This is a genomic window from Kitasatospora sp. NPDC096077, from assembly GCF_040303245.1.
Taxonomy (GTDB): domain Bacteria; phylum Actinomycetota; class Actinomycetes; order Streptomycetales; family Streptomycetaceae; genus Kitasatospora.
Genome location: NZ_JBEOSV010000005.1, coordinates 31,039 through 57,174, shown reverse-complemented (window position 1 = coordinate 57,174; position 26,136 = coordinate 31,039). Strand labels below are relative to the sequence as shown.

General features: G+C 73.6%; 28 protein-coding genes and 1 pseudogene. 13 read left to right on the top strand and 16 right to left on the bottom strand.

Annotation, left to right across the window (positions count from 1 at the left end):
- The first annotated feature begins 182 nt into the window (after nt 1-182).
- A complete protein-coding gene (corA, locus tag ABTZ03_RS07185) occupies nt 183-1,304 on the top strand; it encodes a magnesium/cobalt transporter CorA (RefSeq protein ID WP_350511863.1) in 1,122 nt (373 codons plus the stop codon).
- 45 nt (nt 1,305-1,349) lie between these two features.
- On the opposite strand, the gene ABTZ03_RS07180 is transcribed toward corA, so the two are convergent.
- Complete coding sequence (locus tag ABTZ03_RS07180; protein ID WP_350511862.1) at nt 1,350-2,279, bottom strand: DMT family transporter; 930 nt, start codon at nt 2,277-2,279, stop codon at nt 1,350-1,352.
- 138 nt (nt 2,280-2,417) lie between these two features.
- Here ABTZ03_RS07180 and ABTZ03_RS07175 point away from each other — a divergent pair, with 138 nt between their 5' ends.
- The 4 genes from ABTZ03_RS07175 (at nt 2,418) to ABTZ03_RS07160 (ending at nt 6,248) form a co-directional block, all read left to right on the top strand.
- Complete coding sequence (locus tag ABTZ03_RS07175; protein WP_350511861.1) at nt 2,418-2,957, top strand: pyridoxamine 5'-phosphate oxidase family protein; 540 nt, start codon at nt 2,418-2,420, stop codon at nt 2,955-2,957.
- Nucleotides 2,958-3,102: 145 nt separating this feature from the next.
- Entirely contained in the window at nt 3,103-4,380 is a 1,278-nt protein-coding gene (locus ABTZ03_RS07170) for a magnesium transporter MgtE N-terminal domain-containing protein (RefSeq protein WP_350511860.1), read from the top strand.
- 102 nt (nt 4,381-4,482) lie between these two features.
- A complete protein-coding gene (locus tag ABTZ03_RS07165) occupies nt 4,483-5,031 on the top strand; it encodes a DUF1003 domain-containing protein (RefSeq protein WP_400924936.1) in 549 nt (182 codons plus the stop codon).
- 56 nt (nt 5,032-5,087) lie between these two features.
- A complete protein-coding gene (locus ABTZ03_RS07160; protein WP_350511859.1) occupies nt 5,088-6,248 on the top strand; it encodes an Mrp/NBP35 family ATP-binding protein in 1,161 nt (386 codons plus the stop codon).
- Between the two features lie 64 nt (nt 6,249-6,312).
- Here ABTZ03_RS07160 and ABTZ03_RS07155 read toward each other — a convergent pair whose 3' ends face one another.
- The 4 genes from ABTZ03_RS07155 to sigE form a co-directional block, all read right to left on the bottom strand.
- Complete coding sequence (locus ABTZ03_RS07155; RefSeq protein ID WP_350511858.1) at nt 6,313-6,990, bottom strand: hypothetical protein; 678 nt, start codon at nt 6,988-6,990, stop codon at nt 6,313-6,315.
- Between the two features lie 200 nt (nt 6,991-7,190).
- Nucleotides 7,191-7,625 (bottom strand): sec-independent translocase, encoded by a 435-nt coding sequence (locus ABTZ03_RS07150; RefSeq protein ID WP_350511857.1) that lies wholly within the window; start codon nt 7,623-7,625, stop codon nt 7,191-7,193.
- 119 nt (nt 7,626-7,744) lie between these two features.
- Nucleotides 7,745-8,665, bottom strand: coding sequence for an anti-sigma factor family protein (locus ABTZ03_RS07145; protein ID WP_350511856.1), 921 nt, complete (start codon nt 8,663-8,665; stop codon nt 7,745-7,747).
- Nucleotides 8,666-8,766: 101 nt separating this feature from the next.
- Complete coding sequence (sigE, locus tag ABTZ03_RS07140; RefSeq protein WP_400924765.1) at nt 8,767-9,495, bottom strand: RNA polymerase sigma factor SigE; 729 nt, start codon at nt 9,493-9,495, stop codon at nt 8,767-8,769.
- 287 nt (nt 9,496-9,782) lie between these two features.
- Between sigE and ABTZ03_RS07135 the strand changes: the two genes are divergently transcribed.
- Nucleotides 9,783-10,415 carry an O-methyltransferase gene (locus ABTZ03_RS07135; RefSeq protein ID WP_030287423.1) on the top strand — a complete coding sequence of 211 codons (633 nt, stop codon included), beginning with the start codon at nt 9,783-9,785 and terminating at the stop codon, nt 10,413-10,415.
- Nucleotides 10,416-10,507: 92 nt separating this feature from the next.
- Here the strand turns inward: ABTZ03_RS07135 and ABTZ03_RS07130 are convergent, their stop codons facing one another.
- Nucleotides 10,508-10,675 (bottom strand): DUF3117 domain-containing protein, encoded by a 168-nt coding sequence (locus tag ABTZ03_RS07130; protein WP_188303543.1) that lies wholly within the window; start codon nt 10,673-10,675, stop codon nt 10,508-10,510.
- A gap of 295 nt (nt 10,676-10,970) precedes the next feature.
- Here ABTZ03_RS07130 and ABTZ03_RS07125 point away from each other — a divergent pair, with 295 nt between their 5' ends.
- On the top strand, nt 10,971-11,771 hold the full coding sequence (locus ABTZ03_RS07125) for an enoyl-CoA hydratase-related protein (protein ID WP_350511854.1): 801 nt from the start codon (nt 10,971-10,973) through the stop codon (nt 11,769-11,771).
- 20 nt (nt 11,772-11,791) lie between these two features.
- Here ABTZ03_RS07125 and ABTZ03_RS07120 read toward each other — a convergent pair whose 3' ends face one another.
- A complete protein-coding gene (locus tag ABTZ03_RS07120; RefSeq protein WP_350511853.1) occupies nt 11,792-12,394 on the bottom strand; it encodes a DNA-3-methyladenine glycosylase I in 603 nt (200 codons plus the stop codon).
- Complete coding sequence (locus tag ABTZ03_RS07115; protein WP_350511852.1) at nt 12,391-12,801, bottom strand: DivIVA domain-containing protein; 411 nt, start codon at nt 12,799-12,801, stop codon at nt 12,391-12,393. The genes ABTZ03_RS07120 and ABTZ03_RS07115 overlap by 4 nt, the downstream gene beginning before the upstream one ends.
- Before the next feature lie 180 nt (nt 12,802-12,981).
- Here ABTZ03_RS07115 and folP point away from each other — a divergent pair, with 180 nt between their 5' ends.
- Nucleotides 12,982-13,794, top strand: coding sequence for a dihydropteroate synthase (folP, locus tag ABTZ03_RS07110; protein ID WP_350512054.1), 813 nt, complete (start codon nt 12,982-12,984; stop codon nt 13,792-13,794).
- Nucleotides 13,795-13,835: 41 nt separating this feature from the next.
- Here the strand turns inward: folP and ABTZ03_RS07105 are convergent, their stop codons facing one another.
- On the bottom strand, nt 13,836-14,645 hold the full coding sequence (locus ABTZ03_RS07105; RefSeq protein WP_350511851.1) for an LOG family protein: 810 nt from the start codon (nt 14,643-14,645) through the stop codon (nt 13,836-13,838).
- A 111-nt stretch (nt 14,646-14,756) separates the two neighbouring features.
- A complete protein-coding gene (gene dapE / locus ABTZ03_RS07100) occupies nt 14,757-15,833 on the bottom strand; it encodes a succinyl-diaminopimelate desuccinylase (protein WP_350511850.1) in 1,077 nt (358 codons plus the stop codon).
- Between the two features lie 134 nt (nt 15,834-15,967).
- On the opposite strand from dapE, the gene ABTZ03_RS07095 reads away from it, so the two are divergent.
- Together ABTZ03_RS07095 and ABTZ03_RS07090 are read left to right on the top strand one after the other, a co-directional pair.
- The gene (locus ABTZ03_RS07095; protein WP_350511849.1) at nt 15,968-17,032 is read left to right on the top strand and encodes a VldE C-terminal domain-containing protein; all 1,065 of its coding nucleotides are present in this window, start codon (nt 15,968-15,970) and stop codon (nt 17,030-17,032) included.
- A 320-nt stretch (nt 17,033-17,352) separates the two neighbouring features.
- On the top strand, nt 17,353-18,156 hold the full coding sequence (locus ABTZ03_RS07090) for a hypothetical protein (RefSeq protein ID WP_350511848.1): 804 nt from the start codon (nt 17,353-17,355) through the stop codon (nt 18,154-18,156).
- A 71-nt stretch (nt 18,157-18,227) separates the two neighbouring features.
- Here the strand turns inward: ABTZ03_RS07090 and dapC are convergent, their stop codons facing one another.
- Together dapC and fdxA are read right to left on the bottom strand one after the other, a co-directional pair.
- Nucleotides 18,228-19,376, bottom strand: coding sequence for a succinyldiaminopimelate transaminase (dapC, locus tag ABTZ03_RS07085; RefSeq protein ID WP_350511847.1), 1,149 nt, complete (start codon nt 19,374-19,376; stop codon nt 18,228-18,230).
- 20 nt (nt 19,377-19,396) lie between these two features.
- Entirely contained in the window at nt 19,397-19,723 is a 327-nt protein-coding gene (fdxA, locus tag ABTZ03_RS07080) for a ferredoxin (RefSeq protein ID WP_350511846.1), read from the bottom strand.
- A gap of 133 nt (nt 19,724-19,856) precedes the next feature.
- Here fdxA and ABTZ03_RS07075 point away from each other — a divergent pair, with 133 nt between their 5' ends.
- Together ABTZ03_RS07075 and ABTZ03_RS07070 are read left to right on the top strand one after the other, a co-directional pair.
- Nucleotides 19,857-20,858 carry a GNAT family N-acetyltransferase gene (locus ABTZ03_RS07075; RefSeq protein WP_350511845.1) on the top strand — a complete coding sequence of 334 codons (1,002 nt, stop codon included), beginning with the start codon at nt 19,857-19,859 and terminating at the stop codon, nt 20,856-20,858.
- Nucleotides 20,859-20,889: 31 nt separating this feature from the next.
- Entirely contained in the window at nt 20,890-21,798 is a 909-nt protein-coding gene (locus ABTZ03_RS07070; RefSeq protein WP_350511844.1) for a transglutaminase family protein, read from the top strand.
- Between the two features lie 31 nt (nt 21,799-21,829).
- On the opposite strand, the gene ABTZ03_RS07065 is transcribed toward ABTZ03_RS07070, so the two are convergent.
- Nucleotides 21,830-22,459 (bottom strand): response regulator, encoded by a 630-nt coding sequence (locus tag ABTZ03_RS07065; protein ID WP_350511843.1) that lies wholly within the window; start codon nt 22,457-22,459, stop codon nt 21,830-21,832.
- A 101-nt stretch (nt 22,460-22,560) separates the two neighbouring features.
- On the opposite strand from ABTZ03_RS07065, the gene ABTZ03_RS07060 reads away from it, so the two are divergent.
- Nucleotides 22,561-23,052 carry a GNAT family N-acetyltransferase gene (locus ABTZ03_RS07060; RefSeq protein WP_350511842.1) on the top strand — a complete coding sequence of 164 codons (492 nt, stop codon included), beginning with the start codon at nt 22,561-22,563 and terminating at the stop codon, nt 23,050-23,052.
- On the opposite strand, the gene ABTZ03_RS07055 is transcribed toward ABTZ03_RS07060, so the two are convergent.
- The 3 genes and pseudogenes from ABTZ03_RS07055 to ABTZ03_RS07045 all read right to left on the bottom strand — a co-directional run.
- Entirely contained in the window at nt 23,049-24,308 is a 1,260-nt protein-coding gene (locus ABTZ03_RS07055) for a sensor histidine kinase (protein ID WP_350511841.1), read from the bottom strand. The genes ABTZ03_RS07060 and ABTZ03_RS07055 overlap by 4 nt on opposite strands.
- Nucleotides 24,309-24,316: 8 nt before the next feature.
- On the bottom strand, nt 24,317-25,039 hold the full coding sequence (locus ABTZ03_RS07050; protein ID WP_350511840.1) for an ABC transporter permease: 723 nt from the start codon (nt 25,037-25,039) through the stop codon (nt 24,317-24,319).
- Nucleotides 25,036-25,929: pseudogene (locus ABTZ03_RS07045) on the bottom strand (ABC transporter ATP-binding protein); the annotation flags it as partial. The gene ABTZ03_RS07050 and the pseudogene ABTZ03_RS07045, both read right to left, overlap by 4 nt.
- Nucleotides 25,930-26,136 lie beyond the last annotated feature (207 nt).

The following is a 26,136-nucleotide window of genomic DNA, read 5'->3' as shown; positions in this document are numbered from 1 at the left end:
TCGCCTCGCAGGCCTGAGCGGCTGATCCAGCCGTAGTGGCCCGAGCGCGGGCCCGCGGCGGACGGACCGGCCGGGAGAGCACCCTCGTCCCCTTCACCGGTGTTCCTCGCCGTCGCACCACGGCCCTGCCCGCGGCCCTTTCCGTGCCGCCGTGCGACGGCTCCTGCCCCAGGGAGCCTGCCATGTCGATGATCAACAGCCTGCGCGCCGCCGTCCGCACCAACCGCCGTCGGGGCGCCACCGGGACGTACGACGCCGTGCCCGCGGGCGCGGGCTCGGCGGTCGTGGACTGCGCGGTCTACCAGCACGGCCGGCGCAACGGCGAGGCCTGCAGCCCCCGCGAGGCCGCCCGCCGGGTCAAGGCGGCGCACCAACTCCCGGACACCTCGGGCTCGTTCAGCTGGATCGGGCTGCACGAGCCGACCGGGCCGGAGTTCGAGGGGATCGCCCAGCGGTTCGGCCTGCACCCGCTCGCGGTGGAGGACGCGGTGCACGCCCACCAGCGGCCGAAGGTGGAGCGCTACGACGACGTCCTGTTCGCCGTCTTCAAGACCATCCGCTATGTCGAGCACGACCAACTCACGCCCACCAGCGAGGTGGTGGAGACCGGCGAGCTGATGGTGTTCGCCGGGCGGGACTTCGTGATCACCGTGCGGCACGGCGGTCACGGCTCGCTGCAGGAGCTGCGGCACCGGCTGGAGGCCGACGCGGACGAGTCCGGGCTGCTCGCCAAGGGCCCGTCCGCGGTGCTGCACGCGATCGCCGACCACGTGGTGGACAACTACCTGCTGGTCGCCGAGCGGCTGCAGAACGACGTGGACGAGATCGAGTACGGGGTCTTCTCGGCCAAGGGCGCGCGCACCGCGGACGTCGGCCGGGTGTACCAACTCAAGCGCGAGGTACTGGAGTTCAAGCGCGCGGTGGCACCGCTGCTGCGTCCGATGCAGCAGCTGTCGGAGCCGTCGCAGGGCCTGGTGGACCCGGACATCCAGAAGTACTTCCGGGACGTCGCGGACCACCTGGCCCGGGTCACCGAGCAGGTGCACGGCTTCGACGAACTGCTGAACTCGCTGCTCCAGGCCAACCTGGCGCAGGTCTCGGTGGCGCAGAACGAGGACATGCGCAAGATCACCGCCTGGGCGGCGATCTTCGCGGTGCCCACCATGATCACCGGCGTGTACGGGATGAACTTCGACTACATGCCCGAGCTGCACCACGCGTACGGCTATCCGATGGTGCTCGGCGCGATCGCGCTGATCTGCGTCGGGATGTACCGGGGCTTCCGCCGCAACGGCTGGCTGTAGGCCCCACCAGCCCCCACCGGCCCCCACCAACCCTCAGCGCCGCCCTCAGCGCCGCCCGCCGCGGGCGACCAGGACCAGGCCGAGCAGGATCAGCGCCACCGCCGGGTAGGCGGCCGCCGGGGGCCACTGGCCGAGCCACAGGGCGGCGATCAGGGTCGCGCCCGGGGTCTCCAGCAGGATCGCGGTGGAGGTGATGGACGGGCCGAGGCCCTTCACCACCCGGTTGCTCAGCGAGTGCCCGAGCAGCTGGGCGGTGACCATCAGCAGCACGATCTGCCACCAGGCCCCGGTCGACCAGCCGGACAGCCGGGTCCCGGTGACCAGGCAGATCACCAGCAGGCCGACCGCGGTGGTGGCGTAGCAGACCAGGGTGTACGCGGTGGTGCTGACGGTCTTGCGGACCTCGGCGCCGAGCAGCATGTACCCGGCAGCGGCCAGGCCGGCGGCGAGCGCGAGACCGTCGCCGAGCAGGGCGCGCGGGGACATCGAGAGGTCCACCCCGGTCAGTACCAGCACCCCGGCGAAGGCGACGACCGTGCCGAGCCAGACCAGCCGCGGCGCCCGGACGCCGAACAGCCGCATCAGCAGGATCGTCCACAGCGGGGTGGTGGTGACCAGGGCGGTGGCGGAGGCCACCGAGGTCATCCGCAGGCTGGGCATCCAGAGCGCGAAGTGCACCGCGAGCAGCGCCCCGGCGGCGATCGCGAGCAGCAGCGCCCGGCGGCCGATCCCGCGCAGTTCGGCGCGGTGGCGCAGCAGCGCGTACGGGCCGAGGACGCCGACCGACATGACGTTGCGCCAGAAGGCGATGGCCAGTGCGGGCGCGGCGGTGGCGGAGATCAGCGGGCCGGAGAAGGAGATGCCGCCGATCGACACGGCGAGCAGCAGCAGGTCGAGGGTGGGGAGCGGGTGCGCGGGCCGCGGGTCGGCGGCGCTGGCGGGGGCGGGGGCGGTCGCGGGCCGGGCGGCGGGCACGGCGCTCCTTCGCTGGTCGCATGGCTGGGGCGCTCATACGGTAAGGCCCGTGGGCCGCTGATGGAACTGTCGCCCGGGGGCTGAGACGTCCGCCGGACGGAACGCGCGGTGGAACCCGCACCCCGTACGCTGTCCGCCATGGACCGCAACCCCGCCGCCGTGACCGCCGACGACTTCCTCGACCGGGCCCTGCTGGAGGAGGCCGCGAAGAAGTCCGGGCTGCTCTGGGTGCGCGCGGACGGCGAGACCCAGGCCCGCCCGCTGTGGCACGCCTGGCACGACGGCGCGGTGGTGGTGGTCGGCGGGGGCGGCGAGCAGCCGCTGCACGGCCTGACCGCGGGTGCCCGGGCCGTGGTCACCGTGCGCAGCAAGGACAAGGGCGGCCGACTGACCGGCTGGGCCGCCGAGGTGACGGAGTTGGCGCCGAACGGCGAGGCCTGGCTGGGCGCCGTCGAGGAGCTCAAGGGCAAGCGGCTGAACGCGCCCGACACCGACACCATCACCGAGCGCTGGGCCCGCGAGTGCCGGGTGCTGCGGCTGCGGCCGCTCGGGGCGCTGACCGAGCGCCCGGGCGCCATGCCGGACGGCTCGCACGCCGCCGAGCCGATGCCCACCGCGGCCACCACCCGGCAGCCGATCCCGGCCGGGCTGCCCAAACTTCTGTTCAAGCGCCGCTGAAGGTTCACGCCCAGGACTCCTGCGGCCGCTACCGTGCCTCACCGGGCCGGGCGTACGCCGCGCGGGTAGCCTGGGCCGGACGTGCGCCCCGGCACGCGCCGCGGCGGCCGGCGGACAGGGCAAGTCGAGCGAGTCGAGGGAGTTCATGGCAGGGCCAGGTACCCGGGTCTTCATCTCCCATCTCTCCGCCATCGCGGTCTTCGACCCGAACGGCGACCAGGTCGGACGGGTCCGGGATGTGGTCGTCTCGCTGCGTCTGGGCGGCCGTCCGCCGCGGGTGCTCGGCCTGGTGGTCGAGGTCGTCGCCCGGCGCCGGATCTTCCTGCCGATGACCAGGGTGACCAGCCTGGAGTCCGGCCAGGTGCTCACCACCGGCCTGATCAACCTCCGCCGCTTCGAGCAGCGCCCGGCCGAGACCCTGGTGCTCGCCGAGCTGCTGGACCGCACCCTCACCCGGTCCAAGACCGGCGAGGAGGTCACCGTGCTGGACGTCGGCATGGTGCAGACCCGGCTGCGCGAGTGGGAGGTCAGCAAGGTCTTCGTGCAGGTCGGCCGGACCACCCGGCTGCGCAAGGGCAAGGGCGAGCGGCTCACCCTGGACTGGCAGGACGTCACCGGCTTCTCGCTGCCCGAGCAGGACCAGGGCGCGGCCAACCTGCTCGCCACCTTCGAGCAGCTGCGCCCGGCCGACCTCGCCAGCGTGATGCACCACCTGTCCGCCAAGCGCCGCGCCGAGGTGGCCGCCGCACTGCCCGACGAGCGGCTCGCGGACGTCCTGGAGGAGCTGCCCGAGGACGACCAGATCGAGATCATCGGCAAGCTCCAGGAGGAGCGGGCGGCCGACGTCCTGGAGGCGATGGACCCGGACGACGCCGCCGACCTGCTCTCCGAGCTGCCCGGCGACGAGGCCGAGCGGCTGCTCGGGCTGATGGAGCCGGAGGAGGCCGAGCCGGTCCGTCGTCTGCTGTCCTACGAGGAGGACACCGCGGGCGGTCTGATGACCACCGAGCCGATCGTGCTGGAGCCGGACGCGACGGTGGCCGAGGCGCTGGCCCGGATCCGGATCCGCGACCACAAGCCCGCGCTGGCCGCCCAGGTGTACGTCTGCCGGCCGCCGAACGAGACCCCGACCGGCAAGTACCTGGGCGCGGTGCACTTCCAGCGGCTGCTGCGCGAGCCCCCGTACGTACTGGTCGGCGAGCTGGTGGACGACGACCTGGACGCGCTCCCGCCGGACACCCCGCTGCCGCTGGTCACCAGCTACCTGGCGACGTACAACCTGGTGGCCGCGCCGGTCGTGGACGAGGCCGACCACCTGCTCGGCGCGGTGACCGTCGACGACGTGCTCGACCACCTGCTGCCCGAGGACTGGCGCGACGCCGCCCTGCACGCCCGGGACGACGAGTCCACCCCGCACGACTAGACGGAGGAGTGACCGGTGGACGGTGACCGCAACGGACGGCCCGGCGACTCCGCGCGCCGACGCCTGCAGGGCGAACTGCGGGAGCTGCGCCAGCTGCGCGAACTGCGCACCAGGGAGCGCGGCGGCCGGGACCGTCTGGAGACCTCGCCCATCACCGGCTCCAACCGCACCCGGCTCGACCAGCCGCGGACCGCCCGGCCCGGCCTGCTGACCCTGCCGTCCTACGACCCCGAGGCCTTCGGCGTGCTGTCGGAGCGGATCGCCCGCTTCCTCGGCACCGGGCGGTTCATCGTCTGGATGACGGTGGTGATCGTCGTCTGGGTGCTCTGGAACACCATGCTGCCGGCGGACGTGCGCTTCGACGAGTACCCGTTCATCTTCCTGACCCTGGTGCTGTCGCTGCAGGCCTCCTACGCGGCGCCGCTGATCCTGCTGGCGCAGAACCGGCAGGACAACCGGGACCGGGTCAACATGGAGCAGGACCGGGCCCGCAGCGACCGCAGCATCGCCGACACCGAGTACCTGGCCCGCGAGGTCGCGGCGCTGCGGCACGGGCTCGGCGAGGTGGCCACCCGTGACTTCATCCGCTCCGAGCTCCAGTCCCTGCTCAAGGAGATGGACGAACGCCGGGACGCCTCCGAGGCGTTGTGACCCGCGGCACGCTACCGGCCGGTTAAGCGGTTCGCCCGGAGCCGTACCATCAAGGCATGGCCAACGAGACAGAGGTCGCGGCCGGCGTCACGGAGGAGTCCGTACGCCAGGCGCTGGCGACCGTCAACGATCCGGAGATCAACCGTCCGATCACCGAGATCGGCATGGTGAAATCGGTCGCGATCGCCGCGGACGGCGCGGTGCACGTCGCGGTCTACCTGACCGTCTCCGGCTGTCCGATGCGCGACACCATCGTCACCCGGGTCCGCGAAGCGGTCGGCCGGGTCGCCGGCGTGACCGGCGTCGAGGTCGAGCTCGACGTGATGAGCGACGAGCAGCGCAAGGAGCTCTCCCAGCTGCTGCGCGGCGGCGCCCCCGAGCGGGAGATCCCGTTCGCCAAGCCGGGCACGCTGACCCGGGTCTACGCCGTCGCCTCCGGCAAGGGCGGCGTCGGCAAGTCCTCGGTCACCGTCAACCTGGCCGCCGCGATGGCCGCGGACGGGCTGAAGGTCGCCGTCGTGGACGCCGACATCTACGGCCACAGCGTGCCCCGGATGCTCGGCGTCGAGGGCCGGCCGACCCAGGTCCAGGACATGATCATGCCGCCGCAGGCGAACGGCGTGAAGGTCATCTCGATCGGCATGTTCACCCCGGGCAACGCCCCGGTGGTCTGGCGCGGCCCGATGCTGCACCGCGCGCTGCAGCAGTTCCTCGCCGACGTGTACTGGGGCGACCTGGACGTGCTGCTGCTGGACCTGCCGCCCGGCACCGGCGACATCGCGATCTCGGTGGCCCAGCTGGTGCCCAACGCCGAGATCCTGATCGTCACCACCCCGCAGATGGCCGCCGCCGAGGTGGCCGAGCGGGCCGGCACCATCGCGGTGCAGACCCACCAGAAGATCGTCGGCGTGATCGAGAACATGTCCGGCATGCCGTGCCCGCACTGCGACGAGATGATCGACGTCTTCGGCACCGGCGGCGGCCAGACCGTCGCGGACGCGCTCACCCGCACGGTCGGCGCGACCGTCCCGGTGCTCGGCTCGATCCCGATCGACGTCCGGCTGCGCGAGGGCGGCGACGACGGCCGCCCGGTCGTGCTCGCCGCCCCGGACTCCCCCGCCGGTGCCGCCCTGCGCGCGGTGGCCGGCAAGCTCGGCGGCCGCCAGCGCGGACTGTCCGGCATGTCGCTCGGACTGACGCCCAAGAACAAGTTCTGACCGGACGTCCAGGAGGGCCCGGGTGCGGATTCCGCGCCCGGGCCCTCCTCGTCCCCGTAGCTCCCTACGGGCGGGTGTAGCCGCCCAGGTCCGGGACGGTGGCGAAGCCGACGCCGTAGGCGCTGACGCCCCGGCCGAAGGCGCCCAGCAGCACCCCGGGGGCCTCGCCCGCCAGCACCCAGCCGTACTCGGACTCGCGGTAGCGGAAGGGCTGCGGCAGGCCGTTGACCGGCAGGCTGAGCGTGGACCAGCCGGGGCCGGCCAGGTCGTCGGCGAGGTCCCAGGCCAGGTTGCTCTGCTGGTCCAGCCAGTCCTGGCGCAGCGCCCGGTCCAACTGGCCGGGCCAGGTCGCGGCGAGCAGCCCGGAGCCGGCCAGCCAGGCGGCGGAGGAGGCGGAGGTCGCCTCCAGCGTGCCGGTGTTGTCGGCGCTGCGGCGGCTGTCCCGCCGGGCCACGGTGACCACCACGGCGAACTTCCGCATGTCGCGCGGCTCGTACTGCTTGGCGGGCTCGTCGCCGTGGCCGAGGGTGCCGTAGTCGACGCTGCCGGCCGCCCCGCCCCGGGGGCCGCCGGCGCCGGCCTGCATCAGGTAGCGGCGGCCGGTCCAGCCGTCGTCCAGGCCGTACCAGGGGAAGTCGGCGGACAGGTAGGGCACCAGCGGGTCCGCCGGGCCTGCCTGCCCGCCGACCACCGGGCCGCCGGCCGTGACCGTCGCCCCTCCCGCCTGACTCGTCGCGTCCATCCCCGGGCCTCCTCAAACGCACGTGTGCCTGCCGTGGCGCGCTCCCATGGTGGCGTACCTCGGCGTCCCCGGGGGCCGTTCCTGGTCCGCGCGGACGCGGATGTGACGGACGGCTCAACGGGAACAATCAGCACAATAGCGGCGTGCACGCCGCCGCCCCGCTCAGCCGGGGGCCGGGCGGGGCGGTGGTGTCAGGGCCGCTACGTGGCGTCGGGGTCGAACGGGGGGCGCTCGCCGGGCTGCAGCGGGGCGCCGGCGGAGGCCGGCGCGGGGGCGGCCTTGTCGAAACTCACGCCGCCCGCCCGGCCGTTCACCGGCGCCGCGGGCTTGTCGTCCAGGACCGAGCGGATGTCGAGCGACTCCTTCATGTCCTTCAGGCCCAGCGGGTCCTGCTCGTCGCCCATCAGCTGCTTGCGCACGAAGGTCTTCGGGTTGAGGTCCTCGAACTCGAAGTCCTTGAACTCGGGCCCGAGCTCGCTGCGGATGTCCTCCTTCGCGGTGTCGGCGAAGGAACGGATCTTCCGGATGAAGCCCATGGTGTCCTGGATCAGCTTCGGCAGCTTGTCGGGGCCGAAGATGATGATCGCCATCACGATCAGGGTCAGGATCTCCAGCCCACCTACGTCGCTGAACACCTTTGCTCCCTAGCTCGTCGGACGACGGTTCCTACAGGGTAATGGCCACCGGCGGGTCCCTGGTCCACGGCGGGATGAAGCCGTGGTAAAGACCAGCCGGTGGCCGGGGGCTGAGGAGGTCAGCGGATCTGCTGCCGCAGCGCGGCGATGTTGCCGGGGTAGCGCTCCGGCGAGGAGGACGGCTCCGCGTCGCGGGTGGCGGCCACCGCGCGGCCCGGGAAGTCCACCGGGACCTGCGCGGTCATCGGGACCAGGCCGGTGCGGCCGATCGTGCCGCTGCCGCCGGCCGGGCTGACCGTGGTGCCGTGCTGCTCCTCGCCCTGGGTGAGCCCGCCGACGCCGCCGAGGGTCACCGCGGCGACCGAGAAGGCGCCCGCGGCCGCGAACACCAGTCGGCGCCCGCGCGCCGCCGAGGGCCGCACGGCGGCCACGGCCGGCTGCGGCCGGGCGGGGGTGCGGTCGGCGGTCTCCGGACGGCCGGTGCGCCGGCCGATCAGCGGGCGCAGCACCGAGCCGCGGCCGAAGGCGCGCGGGTCGACGCCGGGGACGGGGGTGTCGGCGCCGAGCGCGCCCGCGCCGAAGGAGGCGCCGGCGCCGCGGCCGAAGGAGCCGCCGGTGAGCCGGCTGCCGCCGAGCGTGCCGGTGGCGGTCACTCCGCCACCGGGGAGGTCGTCGTCGCCCCGGCCGCGGCCGCGGGGCCGGCCGGCGTCCGCCGGGGCGTCCTCGGGGAGGCTCCCGACGGCCATCAGGCGGGCCATCAGCGCGGTGGAGGGGCCGGGGGTGTCGGTGCGGGTCAGCAGGTGCTTCACGGACCGGCCCTCGTCGGCCTCGGCCTTGCACTGCGGACAGGTCGCCAGGTGGGACAGCACCCGCTCGCGGGAGTCGTGGCCGAGTTCGCCGTCCAGGAAGGCGGACAGCCGGTCGCCGAGGTGGTGTTCCTCGACCGGGGGTTCGGCGGGCCGTACGGGCACCGCGCGCAGTGCCGTGTCGGCGGGCAGCGGGACGGCGGGCAGCAGCGGGTCACCGGGTTCGCCCGGCACCGGATCCCCGGCACCTCGGCGGCCCGGCAGCCCCCAGCTCCGCCAGGTCGAGGACCGCTCGGACGCATCCGAACGATCCGGACCGGACCAGCTGGTTCCGCTCACGATCGCCTCCGTCCGCGCCCGCCCGGTGCGGCCGCGACCTCGGCGACGGCGCCGACCGGGACCGGCTCCTCCGAGCCGCCGCGGCGCTCGCGCCCCGGGGCCGAGCCGGGCGCGCGGTGCTTCAGCGCGGCGCGCAGGTGGGAGCGGCCGCGGTGGATGCGGCTGCGGACGGTGCCGAGCTTGACGCCCAGCGTGGCGGCGATCTCCTCGTAGGACAGGCCCTCGATGTCGCAGAGCACCACGGCGGCGCGGAACTCCGGGGCGAGGGTGTCCAGGGCCTGCTGCACGTCGGCGTCGAAGTGGGTGTCGCTGAAGTGCTGGGCCGGGCTGGGCTCGCGGGAGGCGAGCCGCTCGGCCGCGTCCTCGCCGAGCGCGTCGAAGCGGATGCGCTGGCGGCGGCGGACCATGTCCAGGAACAGGTTGGTGGTGATCCGGTGCAGCCAGCCCTCGAACGTGCCGGGGGTGTAGGTCGACAGCGAACGGAACACCCGGACGAAGACCTCCTGGGTGAGGTCCTCGGCGTCGTGCTGGTTGCCCGTCAGGCGGTACGCGAGGCGGTAGACGCGGGCGCTGTGCGCCTCGACGATCTCCTCCCACGTGGGCGGAGTCCAGCTCTGCGCGTCGGGACCCTCGGAGAAGGTCGCGAGGACAGGGGCCTCGGTGGTGCCGGCGGCCGACTGCTCGGCGGCGGGCTGGTCCAGGTCGGAGTGCGCAGGCTGGTTCATCACGGGCTTCGGCGTACGGGCCGACGCGGTGCCGCGGGAGTGCCGCCGCACAGGGACGTCGCCCTCGGCCACACCTCCTCGGTCGGCTCTTCTGCCCAGCAGGGCCACCACCATATCCACCTCACCCGTCAAGCCCGGATAAAAGTGCCCGGGAGGTCCTGCGCACCCGGTCGTCAGTGACAACGGCCCGCCGCCGTACGCGGTTCCCGCCCGGCCAGTAATCTGTGCCAGGAAATATCGACATCCCCCGGCACCGGGCCGCCACCCGGGCTCCGAAAGAGGCAGCCATCAGCGAGTTCGGGCCCGCGCGTGCGGCCCTCGCCGACACCTACGTGGGCGAGGACGCGGTGCTGACCTACGCCCGGGCCCAGTCCGCGCGGACCGGCATACGGGCCATCGGACCGAGCGGCGGGGCCTGCCTGCGGCTCCTGGCCGCGGCCCTGGACGCCAAGGCGGTGGCCGAGATCGGCACCGGCACCGGGGTGTCCGGCGTCTACCTGCTGCGCGGGATGCGGCCGGACGGCGTGCTCACCACCGTCGACTCCGAGCCGGTGCGCCAGCAGCTGGCCCGCGAGGCCTACCAGGCCGCCGGGTTCGCGGCCAACCGCTCCCGGTTCATACCGGGCCGGGCACTGGAGGTGCTGCCCCGGCTCGCCGACGGCCAGTACGACCTGGTGTTCTGCGACGGGGACCCGGCCGAGTCGCGGGAGTACCTGCTGGAGTCGCTGCGGCTGCTGCGGCCGGGCGGGATGGTCTGTTTCGAGGGGGTCTTCCAGGAGGGCCGGCTCGCCGAGCCGGAGCTCCAGGACCCGCAGACCGGCGCGGTCCGGGACCTGGTCCGGGACGTGCGGGAGAGCGACGCGCTGCTGCCCGCGCTGCTGCCGGTCTCCGACGGGCTGCTCTGCGCCGTCAAACGCTGAACCGCCCGGGGGAACGCACGGGCCCGGGCCGACGTGATGTCGTACCCGGGCCCGGCAGTACGTCTCCAGGAGACGACGAGCACCCGCTGAGGTCAGCCGGTGACCTTCTTCAGGGCATCGCCCAGGGCGTCGGCCTCGTCAGGCGTGAGCTCCACCACGAGGCGTCCGCCGCCTTCGAGCGGAACGCGCATGATGATGCCCCGCCCCTCTTTGGTGACTTCGAGCGGGCCGTCACCCGTCCGCGGCTTCATGGCCGCCATGCTCGTTCCCCTTCCTGCAACCGCTCAGCTACGCACCGGCAGTCCGTCCACCGCCGGTATCGAACGCATTGATCGGAAGCCATTATCCCGCATGCCACGGCCTGATGACCAACATCACTCTCGGTGCAACCACGGCCGGACCGGCCGCAACCACCGCAATTGGCGTGATAAGCCCCGGCGTGGCGGTGGTGACGGCACCGCCGGAAGGTGCGATACCTCACACTCCCGACCCGCCCCGGGCTCCGGCATCCTGGCACGACCACCGACACGACGATCGTTGAGGGAGCCCTCACCCATGTCCGATTCCGTGCTGTACGAGCTGGACGGCGGCCTGGCCGTCATCACCGTCAACCGCCCGGAGGCGATGAACGCCCTGGACGTGGCCACCAAGGTGGCCCTGCGCGACGCCGTGACCGAGGCGGCCGGGGACCCGGCGGTGCGGGCGGTGCTGCTGACCGGGGCCGGCGACCGGGCGTTCTGCGTCGGGCAGGACCTCAACGAGCACCTGGCGCTGCTGAAGCGGTTCGAGGAGACCGGCGAGGGCGCGCTGCGGACCGTCGCCGAGCACTACAACCCGCTGACCCGGGCGCTGGCCGGGATGCGCAAGCCGACCGTCGCCGCGGTCGGCGGGGTGGCGGCCGGCGCGGGCGCCTCGCTCGCCTTCGCCTGCGACTTCCGGATCCTCTCCGACCGGGCCGGCTTCAACACCGCCTTCGCCGGGATCGCCCTGACCGCCGACTCCGGCGCGTCCTGGACCCTGCCCCGGCTGGTCGGCCACGCCAAGGCCACCGAGCTGCTGATGCTGCCCCGGACGGTCAAGGCCGCCGAGGCGATGGAGCTGGGCCTGGCCACCAAGGTCGTGCCGGCCGACGAACTCGCCTCCACCGCACGGGTCTTCGCTCGCGAGCTGGCCGAGGGCCCGACCTTCGCCTACGGCGCCATCAAGGAGTCGCTGGCGTACGGCGCCTCCCACTCGCTGGACGAACTGCTCGACAAGGAGGACGAGTTGCAGACCCTGGCCGGGGAGAGCGAGGACCACCGGATCGCGGTGCGCGCCTTCATCGCCAAGGAGAAGCCCACGTACCTGGGCCGATAGGGCCGGGGCCCGGCGCCCGCCTAGCGCTTCCCGGGCTTCCGGCCGGTGCGGACGTGACAGTCCGCCAGGTGGTCGTCGACCAGACCGCAGGCCTGCATCAGGGCGTAGGCGGTGGTCGGGCCGACGAACCGGAAGCCGGCCTTCTTCAGCGCCTTCGCCAGCGCCGTCGACTCGGGGGTGACGGCCGGGACCTCGGCGAGGGTGCGGGGGGCCGGCCGGTCCGGGTCGGCGGCGAACTGCCAGATCAGCGCGGACAGGCCGCCGTCCAGGTCGCGGGCGACCCGGGCGTTGGCGATCGCCGCGTCGATCTTGGCCCGGTTGCGGATGATGCCGGTGTCGGCGAGCAGCCGCTCCCGGTCGGCCTCGCCGAACTCGGCGACCTTGCCGATCTCGAAGCCGGCGAAGGCGGCCCGGAAGCCCTCCCGGCGGCGCAGGATGGTCAGCCAGGACAGGCCGGACTGGAAGGCCTCCAGGCAGACCCGCTCGAACATCGCGTCGTCGCCGTGCAGCGGACGGCCCCACTCGGTGTCGTGGTAGACCCGGTAGTCGTCGGTGGAGTCGCCCCAGCCGCAGCGGCGCAGGCCGTCCGCGCCGAGCACCGCGCCCTCGACCGCCCCGGTCACTTCTCCGCCCCGGGCTGCGCGTCCTCGGGGACGGCGGCCGGCCGGACCAGCTCGGCGAACCCCTCCAGGCCGGGCAGCGGTTCGGCGGCCGGGTCGGGGACGGTGCCGGCCCCGGCCGCGCCGTGCGGGTGGGCGGCGGCCTCCAGTTCGGCGATCCGCGCGTCGCGGTAGGCGAGTTCGGCGCCGAGGCGGTCCAGGACGTCGTCCACCTCGTCCATCCGGTAGCCGCGCACGGCCATCGGCAGGCGCAGGTCGTCCACGTCCGTCTTGTTCAGCGGGCGGTCCTGCGGCAGCCGGGCGGCGATCCGGTCCGGCACCGCCTCCGGCATCGAGCCGCCGCCGCCGAGCGCCACCAGCGCGGCACCGCCGACCACCACGGCCATGGCGACCACGATCACCCAGAACACGAGCTGTCCTCCCGAACTCCCGGTCGGCCTCCGCCAGGGGGCCAGGGAACCGGGCTGATCATGACAGCATGGTCCCTAGTGAGGCCGGGGGCCATCATCGCACCCGCAGGAGCTGTGGAGGAGACATCGGTGGCACTGCGCCTGGGACCGCGCGAATTCGGTGACGACGAGCTGGTGATCATGGCGATCGTGAACCGGACCCCGGACTCGTTCTTCGACAAGGGCGCGACGTTCGCGGACGAGGCCGCGTTCGCCGCCGCCGACCGGGCGATGGCCGAGGGCGCGGCGATCCTGGACATCGGCGGGGTGAAGGCCGGCCCGGGCGACGAGGTCACGGTCGAGGAGGAGCTGCGACGCATCGTGCCGTTCGTGGCCGAGCTGCGCAAGCGCCACCCCGGGGCGGTGATCAGCGTGGACACCTGGCGGCACGAGGTCGGCGAGGCGGTCTGCGAGGTCGGCGCGGACCTGCTGAACGACGCCTGGGGCGGGGTGGACCCGAAGCTCGCCGAGGTGGCCGCCCGGTACGACGCCGGGCTGGTCTGCACCCACGCGGGCGGCGCCGAGCCGCGCACCCGGCCGCACCGGGTCGGCTACCAGGACGTGATGGCCGACATCCTGCGGGTGACCACGGGGCTGGCCGAGCGGGCGGTGGAGCTGGGGGTGCGCCGGGACGCGGTGATCATCGACCCGGGGCACGACTTCGGCAAGAACACCCGGCACTCGTTGGAGGCCACCCGGCGGCTGCCGGAGATGACCGCCACCGGCTTCCCGGTGCTGGTCTCGCTCTCCAACAAGGACTTCGTCGGCGAGACCCTGGACCGGCCGGTGAACGAGCGGCTGCTCGGCACCCTGGCCACCACGGCGGTCTCGGCCTGGCTGGGCGCCCGGGTCTACCGGGTGCACCAGGTCGAGGAGACCCGCCAGGTGCTGGACATGGTCGCCTCGATCCGGGGCACCCGCCCCCCGGCGGTCGCCCGCCGGGGGCTGGCCTGAGGGAGCCTTGCTCAGCGCTCGGCTCGCTCGCGCGGCTCGCGCTAGATCTCGTCGCCGGGCCGGCGGGCCTCGGCGAGGATCTTCAGGACCTCGTCGATCTCGTCGGTGATGTGGAACAGCTCCAGGTCGTGCGGGGCCGCCTTGCCCTGGGCGACCAGGGTGTTCTTCAGCCACTCGTAGAGGCCGCCCCAGTAGTCGCTGCCGAAGAGGATCACCGGGAAGCGGGTGACCTTCTTCGTCTGCACCAGGGTGAGCGCCTCGAACAGTTCGTCCAGCGTGCCGAGCCCACCGGGCAGCACCACGAAGCCCTGGGCGTACTTCACGAACATCGTCTTGCGGACGAAGAAGTAACGGAAGTTCAGCCCGAGGTCGACGAACTCGTTGAGTCCCTGTTCGAAGGGCAGCTCGATGCCGAGCCCGACGCTGAGGCCGCCGGCCTCCGAGGCGCCGCGGTTGGCGGCCTCCATCGCGCCGGGGCCGCCGCCGGTGATCACCGCGTAGCCGGCCTCGGCGAGGGCCCGGCCGATGGTCACCCCGGCCTCATACTCGGGCGAGTCCGCCGGGGTCCGGGCCGAGCCGAACACGCTGATCGCGGGCGGGAGTTCGGCGAGGGCACCGAAGCCCTCGACGAACTCGGAGGTGATCCGCAGCACCCGCCACGGATCGGTGTGCAGCCAGTCGGTGGGACCGGTGGTGTCCAGCAGCCGCTGGTCCGTGGTGCTGGTGCCGACCTGGTCCCGGCGCACCAGCACCGGGCCCTTCTGCTTCTCGGGCCAGGCCTTCTTCTTCCGCGGCACGCCGACCTGCTCGGGGCCGTGTCCGTACTGCTTGTCGTCTCCTGTGCCTGTCATGACGAAACCCTACGCCGATCTTCCCCCGTTTTCAGGCAACGGGGGAAGGTCGGTTGGGCGACCGGAAGGTGGCCTTCGACCACCGGTCCGGTCGGCGCGAACACTTTCGATTCAGCTGGTCAGCCAGGCGCGCAGGCACTCCTCGGTCTCCGCGATGGCGGTCAGCGAGCAGTGCTCCTCGCGCTTGTGGGCGAGGTTCGGGTCGCCGGGGCCGTAGTTGACCGCCGGGACGCCGAGCGCGCTGAACCGGGCGACGTCGGTCCAGCCGAACTTGGCCCGGGCCCGGCCGCCGGTGGCCGCCAGGAAGGCCTGGGCGGCGGGCTGGGACAGTCCGGGCAGGGCGCCCGGGGCGAAGTCGGTCACGGTCAGCTCGAAGCCGTCGAAGACCTCGCGGACGTGCTTCTCCGCCTCGGCCTCGCTGCGGTCCGGCGCGTAGCGGAAGTTGATGGTGATCACGCACTCGTCGGGGATCACGTTGCCGGCCACGCCGCCGTCGATCCGCACCGCGTTCAGGCCCTCGCGGTACTCCAGGCCGTCGATCTCCACCTGGCGGGGCCGGTAGTCGGCGAGCCGGGTGAGCACCTCGGCGGCGTGGTGGATGGCGTTGTCGCCGAGCCAGCTGCGGGCCGCGTGGGCGCGCACGCCGGTGAGCCGGATCTGGGCCCGCAGGGTGCCCTGGCAGCCGCCCTCGACCATGGCGCCGCTGGGCTCCATCAGCACCGCGAAGTCGGCGGCCAGCCACTCCGGGCGGTCCTTGGCGAGGTGGCCGAGGCCGTTGCGGTGGGCCTCCACCTCCTCGCAGTCGTAGAACACGTAGGTGAGGTCGCGGTTGGGCTCGGGCAGGGTGGCGGCGAGCCGCAGGGCCACGGCCACACCGGACTTCATGTCCGAGGTGCCGCAGCCGTAGAGCAGGTCGCCCTCGACGTGCGAGGGCAGGTTGTCGGCGATCGGCACGGTGTCCAGGTGGCCGGCCAGCACGACGCGCTCGGCGCGGCCCAGGTTCGTCCGGGCCACCACGTTGTTGCCGTAGCGGTCCACGGTCAGGTGCGGGTAGGCGCGCAGGGCGGCTTCGACGGCGTCGGCGAGCGCCTGCTCGTCGCCGCTCACCGAGGGGAAGTCGACGAGCCGGGCGGTCAGCGCGCCACCGTCGATGGTCAGGTCCAGGGGCGTCGGGTTCGGGCTGCTCATGGCGTCAGCCTAGCCTCGCCGCCGAAGTCGTCCTGTGACGTGGAATGCCCCGGGATCGGCAACCGGAGTGCGCCGCACACCCGTCCGAGTGGGTACGGTGTCGGATCAAGAAGGTGGGCGCGAGAGGGGCGATGGTGGCCAGGAAAAGGCGCAGCGAGGAGCTGGACGACGAGCTGGGCGACGAAGTGGCGCCCCGCCGCGGTCCGGTGCGCGCGCTGCTGCTCGTACTGGTCGGACTGCTCGGCCTGGCGATGGTCGCGGGCCTGGCGGTGGTCGGGATCTGGTGGTTCGGGTTCCGGCAGAGCGCCTCGGAGGAGTGCACGGTGAAGACCGCGGCCGGCAGCGGGACCCTGGAGCTGCCGCAGGCCGCCAACGCGGCGACGATCGCCGCGGTGGCGCGCTCGCGCGGACTGCCGGACCGGGCGACGGCGATCTCGCTGGCCACCGCGATGCAGGAGTCCAAGCTGCGCAACCTCGCGGGCGGCGACCGGGATTCGATCGGCCTGTTCCAGCAGCGGCCCTCGATGGGCTGGGGCACCCCGGAGCAGATCGCGGACCCGGTGTACGCGACCAACAAGTTCCTGGACGGTCTGGTCAAGGTCCCCGGCTACACCCGGATGCCGCTGACCGACGCGGCCCAGGCGGTGCAGAAGAGCGGCTACCCGCAGGCCTACGCCAAGCACGAGACCAAGGCGACGCTGCTCACCTCGGCGCTGGCCGGCCGGGAGCCCGCCTCCTTCAGCTGTGTGGTGAAGGACTACGCCAAGCCGGACCCGGGCGACTCGCCGTCGCCGACCGCGGGCGCCTCGGCCTCCCCGGCCGCGCAGCCGGACCGCTCCCAGGTGCTGTCGGACCGGGTGCGCCGGGAGTTCGGCCGGACCGTCTCCGCGACGGCCGGCTACGCCTCGACCATCAAGGGCGCCGAGAACGCCGTCGCGCTGACCCCGGACCCGGCCGCCGCCGCGCTGACCACCTCGGCGGACGCCGGGGCCGACGCCGGGGCGAACGCCGAGCGGGCCAGCGGCTGGGAGGTGGCCCACTGGGCGGTCGCCCAGGCCCAGCAGCTGGGCATCGCGACGGTCGCCTACGACGGGAAGATCTGGCGCAAGACCGAGTCGGAGGACGGCTGGCAGTCCCAGACCTCGGGGACGTCGACCAAGCTCGTCCAGGTCACCGTGGCCCCGTACGGCAAGGGCTGACGGACAGGTGTTCGGGTAGCCGCCGGACGGGTGATTCCGGTCAACTCCGGTGGACCGGTCGCCCGATCCGGCGGCCTTCGGTGATGAACCGTCACTCCCCTTGACCGGGCGGGTCGGGCGGCATTCGGCGGGGCCCGGAGAGCACCTCCGCTGCGGTCGTACGATCTGATGGTCAGTCAGGCACTTTCCTTGCACCGCCCGCAACCTTCTGGCTTCTCAAGCGGTAACAACGTCGTCCGCCAGGTCCTGTCCGCGCCCGGATCGTCCACCCGGGCGTCCACCGGCGGACGGGACGGACCCAGACCCCTTCGAGGAGCCCCATGTCTCACCCCCTCACGCGCCGGATCGCCCAGGCCGCGCTCGTCGTGGCGGCCGGAGCGACCCCGCTGGTCGCGGCCGGCTCCGCGTCCGCCCTGGGCGGGGACGCCCTGCTTCCCAAGAGCGACCTCGCGGCGCCGCTGGGCCAGCTGACCAACACCGACACCGGTTCCACCCTGCAGCACACCACCCACCAGCTCGGCCAGGCCGCCGGCACCACCGGTGCGGCCACCGTCGCCGCGGGCGTGCCGGCCTCCGCCGACGCGGCCGGCAACATCGTCGCCCACCAGCTCCCCGAGGCGAACGAGAAGGCCAGCTCGCTGACCGCCCCGGTCGACCAGACCGCCGCCACCACCGGCCAGCTCTCCGCCGTCACCCCGAAGGTCGCCTCGGCCCTGGCCGGCAAGCTCGGCGAGGCCGTCACCGGCAAGGGCATGGGCACCCGCAGCGCCAACGCCGGCACCAGCCCGGTCGGCGGCCTCGGCCAGGCGGGCGCCCTCGCCCAGGCCGTGCCCGGCGCCGGCAAGCTCTCCAGCGCCGTGCCCAGCACCAGCGCCGTCACCGACGCGCTGCCGACCAGTGCGGTCGAGCGCGCCCTGCCGCTCGGCTCGGTCGAGCACGCGCTGCCCGGCGGCCTGCCCGCCACCGACGTGCTCGGCCTGGCGGAGCACGGCTCGGCCAACCGGCTCGGCGGCGCCGACCTCGGCCCGAACAACCCGCTGTCCGGCCTGACCAACTCGCTCGGCCCGGTCGGCGGCCTGCTCGGCGGCGTGAACGGCGGCAGCATCAGCGGCCTGCCGCTGTAGGCCCCCGGTACGTCCGCACACGCGCGAGGGGCCGGTGTTCCGTTCGGAACACCGGCCCCTCCGTCGTGCCGTCAGCGTGCCGCGGTGAGCCGCTCCACGGCCGCGGCGACCCGCTCGTCGGTCGCGGTGAAGGCGACCCGGACGAAGCTGCCGCCGGCCGGCCCGTAGAAGTCGCCGGGCGCCACCAGGATGCCCAGCGCGGCCAGTTCGGCCACCGTCTCCCAGCACGGGCGGTCCTGGGTCGCCCACAGGTAGAGGCTCGCCTCGGAGTGCTCGACCCGGAGGCCGTACGCCTCCAGCGCCGCCCGCAGCGCCGAGCGCCGGGCCGCGTACCGCTCCCGCTGCTCGGCGACGTGCGCGTCGTCCGCCAGCGCGGCGACGGTCGCCGCCTGGACGGGCGCCGGCACGATCATGCCGCCGTGCTTGCGCAGCCCGAGCAGCTCCTTGACCACCACCGGGTCGCCCGCCACGAAGGAGGCGCGGTAACCGGCCAGGTTGGAGCGCTTGGAGAGCGAGTGGACGGCCAGCAGGCCCTCGTGGTCGCCACCGCAGACGTCCGGGTGCAGCACCGAGACCGGCTCGGCCTCCCAGCCCAGCTCGAAGTAGCACTCGTCGCTGACCAGCAGCGCCCGGTGCTCCCGGGCCCACTCGACCGCGCGGCGCAGCTCGGCCGCGCCGAGCACCCGACCGGTCGGGTTGGACGGCGAGTTCACCCAGAGCAGGCGCACCCGGGAGCCGTCCAGCTCGTCCACCGAGTCGTACTCGACCGGCTCGGCGCCGCACAGCCGCGCGCCCACCTCGTAGGTCGGGTAGGCCAGCCGCGGGTAGGCGACCTGGTCGCCCGGGCCGAGGCCGAGCTGGGTCGGCAGCGAGGCCACCAGCTCCTTGGAGCCGACGGTCGGCAGGACGGCCGACGGGCCGATCCGCGCGCCGCAGCGGCGGTCCAGCCAGCCGGCGATCGCCTCGCGCAGCTCCAGCGGGCCCCAGACGGTCGGGTAGCCGGGGGTGTCGGTGTGGGCGGCCAGCGCCTTCTGGATCACCTCGGGGACCGGGTCGACCGGGGTGCCGACGGAGAAGTCGCACAGGCCGCCGGGGTGGGCGAGGGCGGTGGCCTTGTAGGGCTCCAGCTTGTCCCAGGGGAACACCGGGAGCCGGTCGGAAACGCGGCGCGCCGCTCCCGGGTGGCCCGGGAACGGCGCGTGCGTGCTGTTGGTGTTCACAGCTCAGTAGCCACCGATCGTCAGTGGTCGGCGTTCTGCGGCGGCAGCGCGGCGATGAACGGGTGGTCCCGCTCGATCAGGCCGAGCTTGGAGGCGCCCCCGGGCGAGCCCAGGTCGTCGAAGAACTCGACGTTCGCCTTGTAGTAGTCCTTCCACTCCTCCGGGGTGTCGTCCTCGTAGAAGATCGCCTCGACCGGGCAGACCGGCTCGCAAGCGCCACAGTCGACACACTCATCCGGGTGGATGTAGAGGGAACGGCTTCCCTCGTAGATGCAGTCAACCGGGCACTCTTCGATGCACGCCTTGTCCTTCACGTCGACACAAGGCTGCGCGATGACGTAGGTCACGCTGTCGTTCCTCCTCGGAAGGGCCTGGCGGCCCGTTCTGTTCTGCTGCCGTGCGCGGTGAGCGCGGCGTCGTCGATGCCCACCCCTAGTATCGCGGGTCGGAGCAGGCAAATGCACAGGAGGTGGCCGGATCATGACCCGAGACCAGCTGGAACGCCGTCCGGAAGTCCGGATAGATCGCTCTGACGTGGGTCTTCGGGTGTCCGTACGACGCCTCTCGGAGTTCGTGGACGACCGTCCAGTGTTCCGCGATGTGATCGGCGTGCTCACATCGTGGGATGATCACGGACTCACGGTCGAGCCGCGCGCGGGCGGTCCGGTGACCTTCCCGGAACGCCTGCTGGTCGCCGGGAAGACGGTGCCGCTCTTCCCGGTGCGGCGGGCGCCGCAGCCCGCCGCCACCCCGGTCGAGCTGCAGCGCACCGCCGGTCGCGGCTGGCCCGGGGCCGAGCAGCGGGCCCTCGGCGCCTGGACGCTGCGCGCCGCGGCCGGGTTCACCCAGCGGGCCAACTCCGTACAGGCGCTCGGCGATCCGGGCCTGCCGCTGCCCGAGGCGCTGGCCGCCGTCCGGGACTGGTACGCGGCGCGCGGCCTGCCCGCCCTGGTCGAGGTGGTCACCCCCGGGACGGCGGACGACCTCCGGGAGCTGCTCGGCCCGCCGCGCTCCCCCACCCAGGTGCGCACCGCCCCGCTGGCCGCCCTGGCCCGCGTCGGGAGCGGGCACGACCGTGTCCGGCTCGCCCGGACCGCGGACGCCGACTGGATGTCGCTGTACGGGCGGCTGGGCGGGGACCCGGCGGTGCGCGAGGCGGCCCGGCAGGTGCTGCACGGCGGCCCCTCGGTCTGGTTCGCCACCGTGCCCGGCGCCCCCGGACAGCCGCCGCTGGCGATCGGACGCTGCGTCATCGACGGCCCGTGGGCCTGCTTCGGCGCCATCGAGGTGCAGCCGTACGCCCGGCGGGCCGGACTGGCGACCGCCGTGATGGCGGTGCTCGCCGCCCGCGCGGCCGAGGAGGGGGCGAGCGGCGTCTACCTGCAGGTGGAGGACGGGAACGACGCCGCACTCGCGCTCTATGACGGACTCGGCTTCACGACCAGTCACACTTACCACTACGCGCTCCTTCCCCAGGAGTAGCCGCCCGACCGTTCCATCCTGGTTTGTCCGCTTGTCCGTCCGTCGTACGAAGGCCGTCGCCGTCACCGTGACCGAGCAGAGCAGAGACCGCTTCCGGACCGCCGCCCGCGCCGAGCAGCCCGACCCCGTGCTGCTGTGCCTGCTCGCCGCCGCCGAGCACGACCCCGTCCTCGACCCGGGTGATCCGGGCGAACCGCCGGGCGTGGACACCCTGCTGGCCGCCTGCGAGGCCGCGCTCGAACGGCACGCGGCGGCCGTCCGGCTCGCCGTGGCCGAACGCTCGCCGTCCGGGCCCGAGGAGACCGCCGCGCTGCTCGCCGCCGTGCTCGGCGGGCGCGAACGGTTCCACGGGCGGCAGTCCGACTACCGGCGGCTGGAGTCCTCGCTGCTGCCCGACGTGCTGCGGCGCCGCCGCGGCCTGCCGATCATGCTCTCGCTGGTCTGGACGGCGGTCGGCCGGCGGGCCGGGCTCACCGTCCACGGCATCGCCCTGCCCGGCCACTTCATCGTCGCGGTCGGCGGCCCGACCGGCGGCGAGGAGTACGTCCTCGCCGACCCGTTCCACGGCGGCCGGCTGCTCGACCCGGCCGACGTCGAGCATCTGGTCGCCCTCTCCGGGCAGGACTTCACCCCCGCGCTGCTCACCCCGGCCCAGCCGCTGGACATCGTGCTGCGGGTGCTCGGCAACATCCGGGCCTGGGCCGCCGACCGGCCCGAACAGGCCCGCACCCAGCTGTGGGCCACCGAACTCGGCCTGCTGCTCCCCCGGCACCCGGCCCAGCTCCGGCTGGAACGGGCCGAACTGCTGGTGCGGATGGGCGACTTCCTCGGCGGCTCGGCGGAGATGGACTCCTACGCGCAGATCCTGGACGCCTTCGACCCGGACACCGCCGCCAAGGTCCGCCAGGAGGCCCGGGCGGCCCGGCACCGGCTCAACTAGCGCGCCACACCTGGGCTCCACGAAGGGCGGGTTACAACCAGCCCTTCTCGCGGGCGATCCGGACCGCCTCGGTGCGGTTGCGGGCCTCGGTCTTCTGGATCGCCATCGAGAGGTAGTTGCGGACCGTCCCCTCCGACAGGTGCAGCCGCCGGGCGATGTCCGCGTTCACCGCGCCGTCCGCGGCCGCCCCCAGCACGTCCCGCTCGCGCGCGGTCAGCGGGTTGGCGCCCTCGGCCAGCGCGGCCGCCGCCAGCGCCGGGTCGATCACCCGCTCGCCGCGCAGCACCCGGCGGATCGCCTCGGCCAGCTCGGAGGCGGGCGCGTCCTTCACCAGGAAGGCGTCCGCGCCGGACTCCATCGCCCGGCGCAGGTAGCCGGGGCGGCCGAAGGTGGTCGCGATCACCACCTTCACCGCGGGCGCCGTCCGGTGCAGTTCGGCGGCCGCCTCGATGCCCGTCATCCCCGGCATCTCGATGTCCAGCACGGCGACCTGCACCTCGTTCGCCAGCACCGCCGCCACCACCTCGTCCCCGCGGCCCACCTGCGCGACGACGTCGATGTCCCCCTCCAGCCCGAGCAGCGCCGCCAGCGCCTCCCGGACCATCCCCTGGTCCTCGGCGAGCAGCACGCGGATCGAGGGGCTGTTCTCTGCGTTACCCATGGCCATACCCATGGCCATGACCTTAGGGCCTGTCACTTCCCGGTACCGGCCGCGGGTATTCCGGTGGTCCGGCGGGGGCACCGAGCGCCACACTGACCGGTATGCCGACCCTGGAACTGCTCCGCCCCGACCACGCGGGGGCGCTGCTGGCCTTCGAACTCGCCAACCGCGCCTGGTTCGCCCGGAGCATCCCCGACCGCGGCGACGCCTACTTCGCGGAGTTCGCCGACCGGCACGCCGACCTGCTCGCCGAACAGGCCTCGGGCGACTCCTGGTTCCACGTGATCCTCGATCCGGCCGGGGTCCTGATCGGCCGGATCAACCTGGTGAACCGGCTGGACGGCGACGCCGAACTCGGCTACCGGGTCGCCGAGTCCGCCACCGGCCGGGGCGTCGCCACCGCGGCCGTCGCCGAGGTCTGCCGGCTCGCCGCCCGCGACTACGGCCTCGACACCCTGACGGCCGCCGCCCGGCCCGACAACCCGGCCTCGCTGGCCGTCCTGGCCCGCAACGGGTTCACCGTCACCGGGGAGTTCCTCCTCGCCGGCAGGCCCGCCCTGCGCCACCACCGCGTCCTGGACCAGACCGGCTAGGAGGTCTTCGAGGACTCCGGGGCCGGCGCCGACACCGTCCGCAGCGGCACCGAGGCCCGCATCCGGAAGCCCTTGCCGTGCTCCCCCGGGCCGGTCTCCAGCCGCCCGCCGACCAGGGCGAGCCGCTCCTGGAGGCCGGAAAGCCCGTTGCCCGGATGGGACTTGCCCGGGCCGCGCCCGTCGTCGGTGATCTGCAGGACGGCGTACCGCCCGCCGTCGCCCTCCCAGGTCTCGTCCGCCGTCACCGTGCAGACGGTGGCTCCCTCACCGTGCCGGACGATGTTGGTGACGGCCTCGCGCAGCGCCCAGGCCAGCGCGCCCGCCTCCTCGTTGGCCAGCGACGGCCAGGCGTCCACCAGCTCCGGCGCGGCCTCCAACCGGACCTGCGCGGCGGACAGGGCGGTCCGGGCGGCGGCGAGTTCGACCGGCAGGGTGGGCCGGCGGAAGCCGGTCACCGCCTCCCGGACGTCGATCAGCGACTGCCGGGCGACCTGCTCGATGTCGGCGACCTGGGCCCGCGCCGCCTCGTCCTTGCCCGCGTCCATGAACCGGCCGGCCAGCTCGCTCTTCAGGGTGATCAGCGAGAGCGAGTGGCCGAGCAGGTCGTGCAGGTCGCGGGCGAGCCGCAGCCGCTCCTCCGAGGCGGCCAGGTGGGCGACGGCGGCCCGGGCCTCGCGCAGCTCCTTCATGGTGGCGACCAGCCGCTGCATGCCGGTCATCGCGACACCGGAGAGGAAGGCGCTGAGGGCGAAGGTGGAGGTGTTGTCCGTACCGGCGTGGATCAGCAGCCCGGTCGCGACGGTCAGCGCCGCCATGGCGACCAGCGCGCGCAGCGCGTGCTTCACCGGGATGATCACCGCGAGGCACACCGATGCGTAGATGAACATGGTCAGGAACGCGCCGCCGAGCACCGCGGAGGAGGCCACGGCCAGGGCGATCATCGTCCCGACGATCACCTGACAGGCCCGCGGCCGCATCCCGGCCTGCGAGCGGAAGATCACCAGCAGGACGTAGGCACTCACGAAGACCACCAGGCAGCCCCAGCCGAGCACCTGCTCGACCACGCTGTGACCGCCGTTCACCAGGTCGCTCGCCGGGTAGAGCAGGTAGAGCATCCACAGCAGCATCCAGGCGACCTTGACCAGCATCTGCCGCCTGGTCTCCACCGCGGCGCCCGGGACGTTCATGAACGACGCGCGCGCCGGACCCGCCTCCGGCGGTTCGTCGGTGCGGTGGGTCCGGCGTTCGTCACTCATGTGGATCATCATGCCTGGCGGGCGTCGCGCCGGTACAGCGCCGCCGCGGCGGTCACGAAGACGGCGAAGAAGGCGGCCAGTCCGGCGACCGCGACCAGGTCCAGGGAGTGCCCGGGCTGGATGAAGACGGCCAGCTTGTTGTACAGGAACACCGGGTTGAACCGGGCGAACTTCTCCAGCGAGCCGGTCACCGGGAACCAGGTGCCGCCGAGCAGCGCCATCGCCATGTAGACGATCATCACGATCGGCTGCACCGCGTCCGGCGCCGCCGCGTAGCCCAGCGCCACCCCCAGCGCGGCGAACACGAAGCTGCCCAGCCAGAGCGCGACCACCAGCCCGGCCCACTGCGCCGCGGTCAGCGAGACGCCCTGGCTCGCCCCGACCGCGAACACCACCAGGATCGCCGGCAGCGTGGTCACCGCGGTCGCCGCGATCTTGCCGACGGTGTACGCCCGGCCCGGCAGCGCGGTCAGCCGCAGCTGGCGCGTCCAGCCGCTCTTGCGCTCCAGCGAGATCCGCTGGGCACTGCCGGTGAGCACCGCGCCGACCGCGCCGAAGGTGGCCATCGAGACCATGAAGTAGGTCTTCACCGGCATGCCGCCGGCCTGGTTGCCGGAGCCGTAGGCGTTGATGAAGAACACGTACATCAGCGCCGGGTAGACGACGGTGAAGAACAGGTAGCGCCGGTTGCGGAGGGTCCGCAGGATCTCCAGCTTGATCAGGGTGGTCATCGCGCGTTCTCCTCGGCCAGGTCCTGCTTGTCCAGCTCGCCCGTGATGGTCAGGAAGGCCTGCTCCAGGCCGACCCCGGTGACCTCCAGCCCGCGCGGGTACAGGCCCGCCCGGTAGATCGCGGCCACGCTCGCGTCCGCGTCCGCGGCCCGGATCCGCACCGTCCGCACCCCGGGGACCCGGGCGGTGACGTCCAGCGACTGCACCCCCGGCAGCGTGCGCAGCATCCCCTCGTCGAAGAACTCCCCGTCCGCGTCGTGGAGTTCGAAGGCGATCCGGCGGGCCCCGGCGCGCGCCTTGATCTCCGCGGAGCTGCCGTCGGCGATCAGTCGGCCCCGGTGCAGCACCAGCACCCGGTCGGCGATCGAGTCGGCCTCCTCCAGGTAGTGGGTGGCGAACAGCACCGTGCGCCCGGCGTCGGCCTGCGCCCGCATGCTCGCCCAGAACGCCTGCCGGACGCTGACGTCCATGCCGGTGGTGGGCTCGTCCAGCACGATCAGGTCGCTGTCCCCGGCGATCGCCAGGGCGAAGCGGACCCGCTGCTCCTGGCCGCCGGACAGCTTGTCGACCCGGCGGTCGGCGAACTCCTCGATCCCCGCGTCGGCCAGCACCTCCGCGACCGACCGGCCGCGCGGATGCACCTTGCAGGCGAGTTCGACGATCTCGCGGACCTTGACGTCGGTCATCAGCCCGCCGCTCTGCAGCATCGCGCCGACCCGGCCGTCCGTGATCGCCGACCGCGGGGTGCCGCCGAACAGCGTGACGCTGCCCTGGTCGGGCTCGCGCAGGCCGAGCAGCAGGTCCAGGCTGGTGGACTTCCCGGCGCCGTTCGGGCCCAGCAGGGCGACGGTCTCGCCCGGCCGCAGCACCAGGTCCACGCCGTCCACGGCGCGCACCCGCCCGTAGCTCTTGCCGACGCCGCGGAAGGCGGCCACCTCGGTAACCATTCGCCCGGCTCCTCTCCTCTGATGGTGTCGCGTGCGGGGCTGTCCGCGCACCACCACAGAGTCCCGCGCGGGCGGGGGCCGGCGGCAGTGTCGGCCGTCGTGCCTTCGGTATGACGGATGTCATGCCGACGGCCGGCCCCCACCGCCCGG